Origin of the sequence: Pseudodesulfovibrio profundus (assembly GCF_900217235.1) — a bacterium.
Lineage (GTDB): Bacteria > Desulfobacterota > Desulfovibrionia > Desulfovibrionales > Desulfovibrionaceae > Pseudodesulfovibrio > Pseudodesulfovibrio profundus.
On the sequence record NZ_LT907975.1, the window covers coordinates 2895802 to 2910631 of the forward strand.

At 56.3% G+C, this 14830-nt stretch carries 10 protein-coding genes; all 10 read right to left on the reverse strand.

The window, feature by feature from the left end; all coding sequences use genetic code 11:
* Positions 1-34 precede the first annotated feature (34 nt).
* Positions 35-3835 (reverse strand): DUF748 domain-containing protein, encoded by a 3801-nt coding sequence (locus tag DPRO_RS13675; protein WP_097012558.1) that lies wholly within the window; start codon positions 3833-3835, stop codon positions 35-37.
* A gap of 140 nt (positions 3836-3975) precedes the next feature.
* Positions 3976-6306, reverse strand: a complete 2331-nt coding sequence (locus tag DPRO_RS13680; RefSeq protein WP_232005593.1) for a hybrid sensor histidine kinase/response regulator — start codon at positions 6304-6306, stop codon at positions 3976-3978.
* Between the two features lie 2 nt (positions 6307-6308).
* Positions 6309-7652 carry an SPOR domain-containing protein gene (locus DPRO_RS13685; protein WP_097012559.1) on the reverse strand — a complete coding sequence of 448 codons (1344 nt, stop codon included), beginning with the start codon at positions 7650-7652 and terminating at the stop codon, positions 6309-6311.
* Between the two features lie 23 nt (positions 7653-7675).
* Entirely contained in the window at positions 7676-8623 is a 948-nt protein-coding gene (locus DPRO_RS13690; protein WP_097012560.1) for a type II secretion system F family protein, read from the reverse strand.
* A gap of 9 nt (positions 8624-8632) precedes the next feature.
* Positions 8633-9607 (reverse strand): type II secretion system F family protein, encoded by a 975-nt coding sequence (locus tag DPRO_RS13695; protein ID WP_097012561.1) that lies wholly within the window; start codon positions 9605-9607, stop codon positions 8633-8635.
* Between the two features lie 2 nt (positions 9608-9609).
* Positions 9610-10992 carry a CpaF family protein gene (locus DPRO_RS13700; protein WP_097012562.1) on the reverse strand — a complete coding sequence of 461 codons (1383 nt, stop codon included), beginning with the start codon at positions 10990-10992 and terminating at the stop codon, positions 9610-9612.
* Entirely contained in the window at positions 10989-12176 is a 1188-nt protein-coding gene (locus DPRO_RS13705; RefSeq protein ID WP_097012563.1) for an AAA family ATPase, read from the reverse strand. The genes DPRO_RS13700 and DPRO_RS13705 overlap by 4 nt, the downstream gene beginning before the upstream one ends.
* A gap of 85 nt (positions 12177-12261) precedes the next feature.
* Complete coding sequence (locus DPRO_RS13710) at positions 12262-12543, reverse strand: hypothetical protein (RefSeq protein ID WP_097012564.1); 282 nt, start codon at positions 12541-12543, stop codon at positions 12262-12264.
* 19 nt (positions 12544-12562) lie between these two features.
* Positions 12563-13996 (reverse strand): type II and III secretion system protein family protein, encoded by a 1434-nt coding sequence (locus tag DPRO_RS13715; RefSeq protein WP_097012565.1) that lies wholly within the window; start codon positions 13994-13996, stop codon positions 12563-12565.
* A gap of 9 nt (positions 13997-14005) precedes the next feature.
* Complete coding sequence (gene cpaB, locus DPRO_RS13720) at positions 14006-14827, reverse strand: Flp pilus assembly protein CpaB (protein ID WP_097012566.1); 822 nt, start codon at positions 14825-14827, stop codon at positions 14006-14008.
* Positions 14828-14830: the final 3 nt, after the last annotated feature.

A 14830-nucleotide genomic window follows, 5' to 3' on the forward strand; every position in this document is an offset into this window, starting at 1 on the left:
CGGTGCGGTCGGGCCGCACCGGATCATGTTGTGTCTACTTCACGCCGAGATCCGCCCTGTGCATAGGTGTTCCGGGTTTGTCCACCTTGCTGCCGGTTCGATCGAGGAGATACACCCGCTCAGTGAGCGATGGGTCATTGGAAAGAATATACTCTTTCACCGCTCTTGCGCGCTTTCGTTCCAATTCCTTGAGATCTTCATCCGTGACCTGGATACGTTCGCGAATGAATGCTTCCATGACATCCACGGGTTGCTCGTCGACGACAAACAGTGTTGTTGGTCGAACGTCCTCGGGATCGGGTTCGTCCTTGTAAGCCTCGTAGAGCAATTCGGCATATTCCTCCGATTCGATGGTCATGGCTTCCATGGTGGTTTCGGAGCGCTCCTTGCGCGAAAGGGAATCATACTTCTGCTGCTTGAGCTTGGCATTGAAGATCATATTCTCCAGCGCCTTTTTGTCGGCTCTCGGATCAATGACTCCATCCACTTCAAGCGTGAGTTTGGGACGGTCTGTCAATGCCTTGATGATGGTGTTGATCTTTTCGATGCTTTGTCCGGCAATCTGCGTGCCGCCTGGTTCAAACACGACGTAGTCCATGTCTTCGCCACCACCAAAAATCGAGCCGATGATGGAAAATGGCGAGGACAGCGCCTTGAAGAACAAGGAGACAATGGCTCTTAGGACAATGCCGCCGATGCGGAAGTTCGGATCATCCAGTCGACCGCTGATAGGCAGATTCAGCTGCATGTCGCCATTGCTGTCCTGCAACAATGCCAGACCGAACTTGACGGGAACATTGGGTGCATCCGGCCGCTTGTCCTTGGGGCCGAGTACGAGTTGCTCGACAAATAAGCGGTTGTTGGCGCTCAGTACCCAGTCTTCGGTCTTGAAGGAGACATCGGCATAGAGTCGGCCTTTTTCCACCGGATATGCCATACTCTGTATGGTGTACGGTGTCAGAGGAACCATTTCCAGGCCGTTGAGAGTAATCTTCAGGTCAGAGTATATGGGAGTGATGATGGGGTTCACCACGCCACCGATTGTTAGGGGAGTCGGCCCGAGCTTGGCCTTGAAATCCAGTTCAGGACGAGCTTCCGGGTCCTGCGACGCTCCCTTGAGTTGCATTTTCATTTGACTCAGAGTGGTCGAATATCGGGGAGAAACCGAATCGTCCTCAAATGAAACCACTCCGTTGTTCATGGTTACTTCGGCAATTTTCAAGGTTTTGAAGAAAGAGGCGGCTCCCTGGGGTGCTTCGGCATCATCGTGGTCTTCGATGGCAGTGGAATCAGCCGCGGCCTCCGAATCTTCGGCGCTCTCTGCATCCGTTGCCTCAACAGGGGCAGGCTCTGGGATGCGAAGGGCGCGGCGTATGTTCAGTCGCCCTTTGTCGTTGAACGAGAGGCTGGCGCGGGGGTTGTTGAGACTGACACTGTCTATCGACAACTGGTTGGGGTTGTTCTCAAAACTGATTCCCTTTATGGCAAGTTGCTCTATGCCAGCCAGTTCACCTTTCCCCCAGTCGCCCGTAATCTTGACCTGGTCGAGACCGGCAGAACCCGAAACGCGAACAGTGTTTTTGTCGATTCCGGAGTAGTCGTAACGCAGGTCGGCGGACGCGCCTCCCTTGGCGATGAGGACATCCGCAAATTCACCGACATAGTTGTCCAGCGGACGCAAACCGATGTTTCTCAAACGAAGACGGCCATTGGACGAGAAGTTGTCCGTGCGTGCCGTGCCTTCGACATTGATCGTACCGCTTCCTCCCCATCGGGCCGAAATATCGTACTTCATCGGCTCTTCCTGCTGGGTGGAAATGGTATCGATGGCAGCATTGATCTTGTCCAGCGACAGCTTGGCCGGAGTTTTCAGTGTGTTGTCCCTGAAGGTTGTCTGCCCTTCGTTGATTCTGAAAGCCTGGATCGAAGCCTGCCATGCAAGCTCTTTATCATCCTGCTCCTGCTCCTGTTCCGGCCTGGGCGTTGCCGTGTCTTTTGGAAGGGTCTCCATAAGCTCCAGCAAATCGATGGCACCGGACTTGGTGCGCACGACATCGATACTTGGCGAGGTCAGGCTGATCTCCTGTACCGTGGCCTGTTGCTCCGCCACGTTGACGTTCACGCCGGCTATGCTCAGATTGGCAAGGGTGATGCTCGGTGCATCCGCTTCCGGTTTGCGTAGCGCCAAATCACTCAGTGTCAGCTTGCCGTTCTGTACCTGAATCTGGAGGGCCTCCCCTTGTTCGACATTGATGGTCGAGTTGACGTCCAGTAGCGCCGAATCCACGATCATGGGGAAGTATTCACCAATATACGGCTGGTAGGTGGGGATATCGAACTGCGTGAGTTCCACATTGGCCGTGACGTTCAGCGGATCGATGGTTGCCGTGCCTTTGACGGAAAGCAGACCACTTTCTCCGATACCGACATTGAAGGAGGAAGCGCCTTCTCCGCCGAAGAGGATATTCTCCGCCTGTAAAGAAAAGTGCGGGTAGGTCTTGGCAAAACCGCCAGTGACGTTGTTGTCCTGCCAATCCAGTGTGCCTTCGTTTACAGCCATGGATTTGACTGTCAATCGGAATGGCGATGCCGGGTCCACGACATCGGTTTCAACTGTTTGTTCAGGAACTTGCTCGACGGCCTGCTCCGAGGCTTCATTCGCAACCTGTTGCGTGGACTGTTCTTCGGCCTGTTCGGTTACCAGATCGGCAGTTTCAGCAGGGGCCTGTTCAACTTCCGGTTCCGGTCGGGCAGCCTCTTCGGCTTTGTCCTCAACTACGGCGGTGGGGAAGTATTCCTTCCAGTTGATGTCTCCGTTCTCCCGGCGGATGACCTTGAAGTAGGGAGAGTTCAGCGCCAGGGAGTTCAGAATGAGTTCATTGTCGCCAAGGGAGAAACGCTCCATTTCGAATTTCAATGCATCAAGAGACAGGACGGTATCATCACCGGGAACTGACAATTCCAGATTGGAAAACGTTCCGCCGCCGCCCAGGAAAAGGTTGATCCTCTGGGCATTGGGTCGCTCGAAGAACAGTGAAATATTGGAAGTGAAAGCTCCTTTGACCAGATGCAGCGGCGATTGCAACGGGACATACTGCCAATATTGGTCAAGGTCGATATCCACCGCTTCCAATTGGAATTCGGTACGCAGTGATTGGTCAAAGGGCAGGGTGAGCCCGTTGAGTTCTATCCGGTCCCCATTGACAATGGCAGTGATCTTGGGCTGCGTGAACTCCTTACGCATGTCCATGATGCTCGAAGTGAATGGAACAATGAGGTCGAGGTCTTCAATGACGTGCTTTTTGTTGTGGGTGCGGTCATCAAAGATGATGCGTGCGTTGGTCATCTCGAACCCGTAGAGCGCAAAGGGAAATACGTTGTACCCTTCGTCTTTGGAGTCCTCTTTTTGCTTTTCGGGACGTGACGCACCGATCAGGTCGGAGATGGAATATTTGCCATCGCCGAAAAAGGTGATGTCCAGTGTCATGTCGCGAAGCTGCATGTAGGAAACCACAGGAGCAAATTCCCATATGCTCGCGAAAGAGGGCGCCATGTGGTACGAGCCCACGGTTATCAGGTGCCCGTCGCCATCCTTTTTGGCAACTTTCAGCCCGTAAATCTCGAAACTCATGCTGAGGGGATTGAAATCGATATCATCAATGGAGGTGGTCCGCTTCAATTCCTTGGTAGCCTGTGTGGTTATCACCGACTGGAGAATTGGCGGTAAAACTAGAAAACCGATGAGCAGATAGGCCGTGAAGGAGACCAGTAACCAAAAAATGATGCGCCGGATGCGGGGGGTAGCGAAGTGTATTTTGTCTAAGAATGCCAGCATGATAATCCTGTCTATCTGAGTTGAAATTATTCGGCTTACCAAAGATAGCCGATTTTTCAACGGTCCGCTACAGGGTAGACGTTATTACTTGAACAAAGGTTTGAAAGGTGGCGAGCGCGTTACTTGCTCGACATGTCTGGCTAATCTTGAGAAAGCTGCCGACTGATGCTGGCAATGAGATCGTGCTTGAGTATGGGCTTCATGATGAAGTCGCCGATACCGAGATCACGCAATCGGTCGTAGGACACCGCATCGGAAAAACCGGTGCAGAGAATGATGGGTATGTTCCGACGGATTTTCAGGATTTCCCTCGCCAGTTCCATGCCGGTCATGTTGGGCATGGTCTGGTCGGTAATCACGAGGTCGAAATCATCGGCCCGGTGCTTGAATGCTTCGAGCGCTTCGATGGAAGAGGTACGGGTAACAACTTCGAAACCACAGGACTCCAGCATCTCCCGGCCAATATCCGTCAGCGGCTTCTCGTCGTCGATGAAAAGGATACGACCCTGGCGGAAGACCAGTTCGGTGGCGGCTTCGGCCACAGGACGTGCGGCATCATCTGTCTTGGGCAGGAAAACATGAAAGCCAGCCCCTTCGCCCGGAGTGTTTTTCAGTTCCAGATACCCGTCGTGTCGCTTGACGATACCGTGGACCATGGCCAGCCCCATGCCGGTCCCTTCCCCCTGTTTCTTGGTGGTGAAGAAGGGATCGAAAATGCGGGCAACCACATCGGGAGCGATGCCGCCGCCGGTATCCTCGACCGACAGCCGGACAAATCGTTCCGGTTTACCCAGTTCTGCCGGGGGGATGATCGGGTCGTCATTGGTGACGTCGCTTAATGTCACTGTCAGTGTACCACCATGTTTCTGCATGGCGTGAGAGGCGTTGCCGCACAGGTTGAGCATGATCTGATGGATTTGGGTGGGATCGGCCAGCACGCTGTCCTTGTCGGTCTCGATGCGGGTGATGATTCCCACATTGGTCGGCACACTTGAGCGGAGCAGCTTGAGTGCTTCCTTTATCAGGGGCGTCAATGTGATCGGGTGGCGTTCCTGTGGCCCCTGACGGGAGAAGTTGAGAATCTGATTGACGAGATCACGTGCCCGTTTCCCGGCCCTGGTGATTTCGCCGACGCGTCGTGCCAGCCCTGATTCGGGTTCTGCCGAATTCTGAATGATTTCCGAGTAGCCGAGAATGACGCCCAGGATGTTGTTGAAGTCGTGTGCGATACCACCTGCCAATGTTCCGAGCGCTTCCATCTTTTGCGACTGGCGCAGCTGCTCTTCAAGGCGCTTGGGCTCTGACATGTCAAATATGTATCCCCGGATTTCAGTGAGCACGCCATCAGAATTGCGGACGGTGTCGAAGTTGGCCAGGAGATAGAGGTCCATGCCATCCCGTTGCAAGAGCACTTCCAGGTTGGTGACACGCTCTTTTCCCCGCAGGATATTACTGAGCGGCTCTTCAGCTCCCATGGCCGTCCAGAGTTTGAAGACATCGGCTCCTGATGCGTGTTGGGGTGAGTCGAAACCGAACATGTTGGCAAACGCCATGTTGCAATCAAGAATCAGCCCGTCACCGTCGGAGGCAAAGTTGCCGGTGATGTTTTTTTCAAAAAGAAGCCGGTACCGCTGCTCACTGGCCTGCAGTTCACGCAGAACCGCGGCACGCTTGGAGATATCGAGCCGGAGGCGGCGGTTGGCCGCGTTCAGTTCCGATGTGCGTACCTCGACTTCTGAGGCGAGGGTCTCGTTCAGAATATACAGCCGTCGCTCCAGTTCCCGTTTCGATGAAAGCGAAGCTGCAATCTGCTTCAACTCAGCGGACTGGAATGGCTTCTGGAGGAACAGGAGTTTCTCGGGCGGCAGGACTCGTTTGTTGATTTCCTTAAGAGGGACACTGGCTTGAGGCGAGAGCAGTACGATCTCGATATGTTGATCAAGTGCTCGGATTTCTTCGGCAAGATCTACGCCGAGCATGGTCGCGGTGTTGGTCGAATTCAGATGGAGATCGATGAGAGCTATCGCAAATGGGTCGTCATGCTTGATGGACTTATGAACGGCCTTCAGCGCATCCGAGGCATTGGTGAATGAGTCGACCTCGAAAATGGGATTTTCGGCTTCCGCCCTGATGTCGTCCTGGGATGGCAGTTTGACGTCATCGTTGAACAACGCTTCCAATTCCGCAGCTTCTTCTCCCTCAAAACAGAGAACATCTCTGTATCGGGTCAGCATGCCTTTATCATGATCGACGGCAAGGACTCGGAAGCGGCGGTTGTTGGGCGACACGGATGTCTTCTCCAGTTGTTTGCGGTTCAATGCGGCGATGGATCGCTTATTGGAAATGTAAAATAATCTCTCCGAAAAAGAAAGGTTAAGAGAAGAACCGGAAGCCCCGGCCCGACTGGATGATTCCTTCAGGGTCGGGGCTCCACTGGTGGCTGTGTGCTTCTGCTTTGTTTTGTCAGACACCACTACATGCGGGTGGCATCAGGGTTGGGCATCACACGTTCGAATACCATGGCACTGTCCAGTCCCAGCACTGCGAGGACATCCGGGCGGCCCTTGGCTGCTTCGGCCTTGGAATCAAAGCGACCGACCAGGACGCGATACCAGATGCCCTTGCTGCCGAGGTCCACCTGGTTGACCCAGGTCTCGAATCCCTGCTTCTGCAATCGTTCGCAGTGGCCGAAGGCCTGTTCATAGTCCCGCCATGAGCTGACGTGGATGCCGTAAGAGGGAGTTTGTATATCGTCCCCGGAACCCGGAGCGAGAGATATCTCTCGGAAATCCCCGGAAGGCGGACCTGCAGACGCGGGAGATGCCGCAGGCCCGCCGGGGTTCTGCACCGCGTCGGGGAAAGACTTACGGTGCAGGGGGTTCGGGGTGGAACCGCTTGTATCGGTTACGTTGGATGCCTGCTGAAAGCGATCGGCCAGACGGGCGCGCTTCAGGTTGTCGGCAGCCTTGACGTAAAAGTTGGGTGAGAGTTCGATGGCGCGTTCGAAGTAGGGAACGGCCTTGCCCGGCTGGTTGTCGGCGAGGAGAACGTAGCCGAGGTTGTTGTTGGCCCGGGCTTCGCCGCCAGCGTACTTGAAGGACTCCAGTGCTTCCTGCAGGCGTCCGGTGCGGGCGAGGGCGAGACCGAGATTGTTGTAGGTACGTGAGGAGACATCGCCGTTCTTCAGGGCGCGACGGAAGGCATCGATGGCCTGGCTGTATTGCTTGAGAGCGATATGGACGACGCCGAGGTTGTTGTAGATTTCAGCCTTGTTGTTGCCGCGGTGCAGATCAAGGGCGGTGGCAAAGTTTTCGGCTGCTGCGTCGTATGAGCCGTCACGGTCATTGAGAATGCCCAGGTAGTTATGGGACTTCCAGAGCATCGGATTGATGCGGATGGACTTTTCCAGATGTGTGCGGGCTTCCTCGTAGAGTCCGGCCCGGAAGTAGACGGCGCCAGCAGCGCCGTTGGCTACGGCATTGTCCGGTTGCTCTTCCAGCACCTTGATATATTCGGAGAGAGCCTGCTCATCGAGTCCCTTGAGGATCAGCAGGTCGGCCTTCTTGATGCGGACTTCGACATTGCTCGGATCAAGGCTCAGGGCCTTGTTGTAATGCATGAAGGCCATTTCATGATTGCCACGGCTCATCTGGCCGTCGGCAACCTGCTCGTGCTGCTCGGCAGTGAGGATGACGCCGCCTTCCTTGGGGTTGGCAAACTCGTTGAAGCTTGTGGTGTCCGGGCTGGACTTGGCTGCACAACCGGTGAGGGCGAAGATGCCCAGTATGGCTACGATGATGGCGATGGAATTTCTCATGATTTTCTCCTTTTCCTTTCCCGTTATCCTTCGAGCGTCGCAAAGATGTCGATGAACAGGATGACGGCGGGGCCCATGATGGCGATAAACAGGGCGGGTAAAATAAACGTGACCAGGGGCAGCAGCAGAAGAACCGGCAGCTTGGCAGCCTTTTCTTCGGCGCGCTGGGAGCGCTTGGTCCGCATTGCATCGGAATAGACGCGCAGGGTGCGTCCGACGCTGATGCCGAACGTGTCGGCCTGAATCAGCAGGGATGTCAGACTGGACAGGTCGTCCTGGCCAACGCGGTCGGACAGGGAACGCAGTGCATCGATGCGGGACTTACCGGCGCGCAGTTCCAGATTGAGGAGCTTGAATTCGAGGCTGATGATCGGGCCGGATTCCCGGGTTTCGTACTGGACACGCTCAATGGCCTGATCCAGACCCATGCCGGATTCCACACACACTACCAGCAGATCAAGGGCGTCGGGCAGTTCGTTGGATACGGCCAGTTGGCGGGCGGATATCTTCTTCTTGAGCCACAATTCGGGGCCGTAGACGCCGATTGCGGCGAGTCCGACAGCGCACATGGCCGTCACGGCCATTTCCATGTCGTGCAGAAAGAGGAAGCGGGCTACGAGAAACGATCCGGTCAGGACCAGAGCCAGTGCACCCTTGACGCCCTGGAACTTGATATGGGCATTGGGGGATCGCAGACCGGCCTGAATCAGTGCGCTGCGGGTCTTGGTGATTTCCTCTTCATCCTTGGGTCCGATCTTGGTGCCCATCTGTTCGAAAATGGCGGTGGTTCGGTCCTGCAGATCCTTGAACGGGCTATCCGCGCCATCGGAGTCGGTGGTGCCGGAGACTCGTTCCTTGAGGCGGGCCGTATTGCTGGTCCCGGTGAAGTAGCCGACAATGCCATATCCGGCGAGGAGGACGGAACCAAATGCCAGTGCGGCAGCGATGTATGGGATGTAAGTGATATCCATGTCGGCCTCCTATACCTTGATCTTGACCATGCGGCGCATGACGATGGTTCCGAGAACCATGGACATCACGGCACCCCATGCCATGGCCTGACCCACTTCGGTGGTCCAGAGCAGTGACATGTAGTCCGGGTTGATGAAGTAGAGAACCGCGGTGATCAGGAACGGCAGCGCAGAGAGCAGGAGCGCGGAGATGCGGCCTTCGGCAGAAAGGATTCTGATCTTGCCGAACAAGACGAAGCGTTCGCGAACCAGTCGGGCGATGTTGGATATGATCTCGGAGAGGTTACCACCGGTTTCGCGCTGAATGTTGACGGAGACAATGAAGAACTTGAGATCATCGACATCCACACGCTTCTGGAGGTTGGCGAGTGCGCGATCCACATCCATGCCGAAGTTGATCTCTTCAAGGGTAATGCGGAATTCGGAACCGATGGGATCATCCATCTCGTCGGCTACCATGCGCATGGAACCACCAAAGGTGTGTCCGGCCTTGAGTGCGCGGGTCATGAGATCAAGGGCGTCGGGCAACTGCTTCTGGAACCTGTCCATACGCTTGTCCTTGCGACGGTTGAGATACATGACAGGGATGTAGCCGAGCATTCCGGCGAGAACGAATCCCACCCAGATGCGGCTGGCCAGGAATATTCCCACATACAGTCCGATCAGGGCCAGGAGGGCGCACAAAAGGAGGTAGATACCGGCTGATCCCTTGCTGTCTCCCTTCTTGATGGTGTCTTCCAGATTGGAAGCGAAACGGAGCTTTTCAAGAAGTCGGTTGAACCAGGATACCTGGCTCATGGAGCCGTGCTTGAGGATCAGGTCGATGGAGTCGGATTCCACTTCGGTCAGGGCGAACTGACGAAGGCGTTCCTTGACCTTGCTGTCGGCCTCGTCCTTTCCGGCCCGCAAAAGGGCACCGATGGACATGACCAGGAAGAAGGCGACAACGGCAACGCCTGCGGCTACGAGTAACGTGACGTTCATGATTATGCCCCCTTTCTGGCCAGAGGATTGACGTGGAACATTTCCGCAGGGAATGTGCGTCCCATGCGATCCAGCTTATCGGCGAACTTCGGTCTAATTCCGCGGGCAGTGAAGTAACCTTCCACCTTGCCCTGTGTGCTGATACCGGTCTGCTCGTATCCGAAGATTTCCTGCATGGTGATCATTTCACCTTCCATGCCCGATATCTCGGTGATGGAGATGACCTTTCTGGTTCCATCCACCAGGCGGGTGGCCTGGATGATGACGTCCACTGCCGAGGAAATGTAGCGCTTCATGGACAGGGGCGAGAGGTTCAGCCCGGCCATGGAGACCATGGTTTCAAGACGCATCAGGGCGTCGCGCGGTGTGTTGGCGTGAATGGTGGTCAGGGAACCGTCGTGACCGGTGTTCATGGCCTGCAGCATGTCGAGTGCTTCCGAAGCACGACACTCACCGATGATGATCCGGTCGGGGCGCATACGCAGACAGTTCTTGACGAGTTCACGCTGATCGATTTCACCCTTGCCTTCGATGTTGGCGGGGCGTGTTTCGAGTCGAACCACATGATCCTGCTTGAGCTGCAATTCCGCGGCATCCTCGATGGTGACGATTCGTTCGTCTTCAGGGATGTTGCGCGACAGGCAGTTGAGCAGGGTGGTCTTACCCGAACCGGTACCTCCCGAAATCAGGACGTTGAGGCGGGCCTTGACGATACCATCCATCAAATCGGCCATTTCCGGGGTCAGGGAGTTGAAGTTGATCAGGTCCTGTACTTCCAGCGGGTCGGCGGAGAACTTACGAATGGAAAGCGAGGGACCATCGATGGCCAGCGGCGGGATGACCGCGTTGACGCGTGATCCATCGAGCAGACGGGCATCACACAGGGGCTGCGATTCGTCGATGCGACGTCCCACCAGAGAAACGATGCGGTCGATGATCTTGCGAAGATGGTTGTCATCCTTGAAACGAGCCGGGGTCAGCTCCAGCTTTCCCGAGCGTTCCACGTACACCTGCTTGTATCCGTTGACGAGAATATCGTTGACCGTGGGGTCCTTGATGTAGGGTTCCAGCGGGCCCAGTCCGATAACCTCATCCTGAATTTCGGAAAGCATGCGCTTGCGTTCGGCAAGGTTCAGCGGTGCATTCTGGAATTCTTCCCACAGCAGCCCCTCGGCCACCTTGGAAATTTCCGAACGCATTTCCGCTTCGCTCAGGGTGTCCAGCAGGGACAGATCGATCATGTCGATGAGTCGATCGTGGATACGGGTCTTGATGTCAAAGTAATGGTCCGTATGGTCGGACTTCTTTTCCTTGCCGCGCTGTCCGGCCTTGGGCTTGGGGGCGGACTTGGAACTCTTGCGATTCAATCGTGCTGCGATGCTCATGATTCAACTCCTGCGAGGTTGATGTCCTTCTTGTTCTTCTTGCGGGAGAAGAGCTTGGCAAAGGGCAGGGTGAACTTTCTGGTCTTGGGTGTTTCCCTCTTGTCCACTGACTTGGCGATTTCAAGAATCTTCTTGGTCACGGGAGACTTGGGATATGCGCCCACGAGCGGGTTGCCCTGATTCAGGGCAGAAAGGACCGAGGCGCTGTCTTCCGGCAATACCCACTGTATGGGACGGGAGAGCACGTCGGCGGCATCGGCTACGGCAATGGTCGTGTCCTTGGTCACGCGGTTGGCGATGATGGAGGTACGGCGTTCGAAATCCGGGTCCTGGGTGCGAATGGATTCCATGAGGCGCGAGGTGCGGGCCAGACAAGGCAGGGTGAGCTGCAGGATGATGAAAATCATGTCCGCGCTTTCGACTTCCTTGGGCAGCTCTTCTGATTCGGTGTCGCCGGTGTCGATGACGATGAAGTCGTAAGCCAGACGAAGCTGTTCAAGGATCAGGTGCAGGGTGTGTCCGTCCGGGCGATCGCCGCCCACCGGGGCGGGCAGTACATGCATGCCGGAGTCGTGTTCGGAAACCACGGAGTGGAGGTAGGTGGAGTCGAGTCGGGAAATGTCCTGCACGAGGTCGCCCCAGGTGTATTCATACTTGAGGTCGAGAAAGTACGGGACTTCGCCTGCGGGGCGGCGCAGGTCGAGGAGCAGAGTGCGGCTGGGGAAGCGTTCGTTGAGGGTCCATGCGAGGTTGACGGCAACAGTGCTGGCGCCGAGGCCCGCCTTGCCGCTCATGATGGTGATGACCTTGCCCTTTTCGGCGCTGTCGTCTGCCAGGGATTCGCGCATGGCGGTCCGCATCACTGCGGCACGAAAGTCGTTTTCTTCTATGGGATATTGCAGGAATTCGCGAATGCCGCTGCGCATGGCGCGAATGAGTATGTCCGAGTCGGCCTTGTGACCGGCAAGGTAGACGTCTTCCGCAGTTCCTGCTTCGAGCGCACGTATGATGTGCGGCATGTCTTCGTCCACGGTCTCGCCGGGCTCGTAGATGAGAACGCCCATTTCATCGGCGTCGTCATCGGCCAGGCGCACCATGTGGCTGGATGCGATGATCTTTTCGAGCTTCTTCTGCTCTTCGGAATCATTCAATGCCAGCGTGACTGGTATGATGCGGTTATTCATGGTTCCCCCTTTCCCCGAGGTTGTCTCTTGTCGTTAGGCTGATGCCGCTTCATCTCCAAAAAGCGACAGGCCGTGTATATTCGTCTTATCGAGTACCGATGATGACTTCCGAAATGGACTGGCCTGATTCGGACTTGGTCTTCGGACCCTTCAGGTACTTTTCGGCAACGGTTTCGGCGTAGCGTCCGTCAATGCCGACTACCGGGGCGTCACCACCGGCTTCGGGATTGAGTATCTGCTGGCGCATGGCGAGTCTGGCGGAGCTGCCGAAGGCGATGGAGGACTCTTCGTGCTGGACCTGGACGACACTGCATCCGGCCTGAAGCATGATGCCGATGATTGCGAGGTAAATAAGTACGTTTTGCATTTGATTCTCCCTGTCATCCTTACTTGGGCCAGGAGTGGCCGAGTTCGCCGTCGAATCCGTTTTCCGGTCGGACCACGGCTCCGCTCGTCTTGACGTTGCGTGAAGTTGGCGTTGTAGGTTGTTCGTCATCGTGTTGTCCTTCCAGCAGGCCGAGCATGTAGAATTCGTAATCGCTGGGTTCCTTGAAGTTCTGACCGGGCAGGGTCTGGGTGGCCATATCCAAAGGCTTCACAAGATGGGCGGTGACGATGATGACCAGCTCGGTCTTTCCCTTCTGATAATCCGTGGAGCGGAACAGGGTGCCGAGGACCGGAACATCGCCGAGAACCGGGAAGCGACGATTGGTTTCCTTGAGTGACTCACTGATGAGACCGGCGATGGCAAAGGACTGGCCGTCAGCGAGATCGATAACGGTGGATGCCTTGCGGGTGGTGATGCCGGGAATTTCGTATCCCTGGAAGCTGACGGAGTTGGTGTAATCCAGTTCCGAGACTTCCGGGCTGACCTGCAGGTTGATGAGGCCGGAGCTGAGGACCGTGGGCGTGAATTCGAGACCGACGCCGAAGGGCTTGTACTCGATGGTTACGGTACCCAGAGAACCGGGCTGAGGAACCGGAACCTCACCACCGACCAGGAAGTCGGCAGATTCACCGGATACGCAGGTCAGGTTGGGTTCGGCCAACAGGCGGGCGACACCGTTCATCTTGAGGGCGTCAATGAACCCCGTGACGCTGGTGGAGCCGTTGCTGTACTGGCCGACGCCACTGATCTTGTCTGTGTAGAAGTATTCACCGTCCGTATTGGTCCGGGTCAGGTTGTTCAGGAATGAGTAAATGCTGAAGTTGGAGAAGGTTGCGCCGAAGTTGACGCCCATTCTCTTGAGACCGGAGCGGCTCATTTCCGCGACCCGGACTTCGAGCATGACCTGCTGAACACCGTCCACGCGCAGAAGGTTGACGACCTTGTCCGGGGCTTCGGCTTCGGCCAGTGAAAGTACATTGGTCAGGTTGCCGGTGGAGGTGACCGAACCGGACAGGGTGATGGATTCGCCGGAAGAGAGAACCTGAATGTTCTTTTCTTCAGGAAGGATCTCGTGGAGCATCCGCTTGAGGCGGGTGACGTCCGGCGTAATGACTAGGTCGTATACCGAGCTGACCTTCTTGCCTTCCCACAGGGTCAGGGTGGTGGTGCCGAGTGTATTGCCGGTGATGTATATCTGATTGGGCGAGAGTACGACGATGGATGCAGCGCCGGGCTGGGCCAGTGATACGCGGGATATGGGCTTCTCGGTGGTCAGAATCGTGGACTTGTCGAGCACCAGGCGAATGACATCCGGGGCTTCGGTATTCAGAATACCGCCCTTTGCCGGGGCCGAGGCCGGGGCCAGTCCGATCATGGCGACCAGGACGAGCATCGGCAGCAGGTGCTTTATATATGATGTAATATTGGTCATGGCTTGCTCCTAAAACTTCAGGGTCCGGGAGTCTCCGCCGGTTATGACTTCGACCTTATGTATGGTGCGCTTGGTTCCGCGGCGCGGCTTGGGCTTTGGGCGAAGAGCCGCCAGAGTCTGTCGTTCATTGACGCCGTAAGTCAGCACCTCTTCGTCGTCCTGCTCGTTGCGCAGGGCGAAATTCAATGTTCCCTGGGTGGCTGCCAGAGCCAGACGCTCGGCTTCCTTGGGTGTCAGTTCCAGGGTGTACACCTCGACGGAGGCGGTCATGCCTTCTTCGTCCGGGGGATTGATCTGCTTGCCGGTGGCGAGCACCTTGACCTTTTCCAGTACCAGCTTGGTAACGGGCTTCTTGTCGTAGCCGTGGGGCAGGGTGACAATGACGTCAACACGGTCGCCCGGGCGGACAAAACCGGCCAGTCCGAGTACGATGTTGCCGCGAACCGACATGGCACGCTTGCCCTGGCTGATCAGGGCGGACATGCCGCCGCCGATGACGGACGGGTCGGCCAACTTCATGTTGGTGACCGCTTCATTGCCGGATACATCGACATTCAGGACGCGTCCTTCGATTTCCTCAATGGTGGCGAAGGAACCGTTGGGCTTGGAGTCCGGGGTAAATTCCTTGACCTGCAGCATCTCGGGCTTCAGCTTGGCGCCGCGACGGATATCGACCTGTGCCACGACGACGGGTACGGTCTTCGGGGCTACAGTTGTCTGTGCGGGCTGGCTGGTCAGCTTGTTGGTCCACATGAAGATCAGGACACCGGCAACGGATGCCAGCATGAGTGCCAGGCCTATCTGCAGGAGTGCGCGTGTTGACTTGCTCATGTT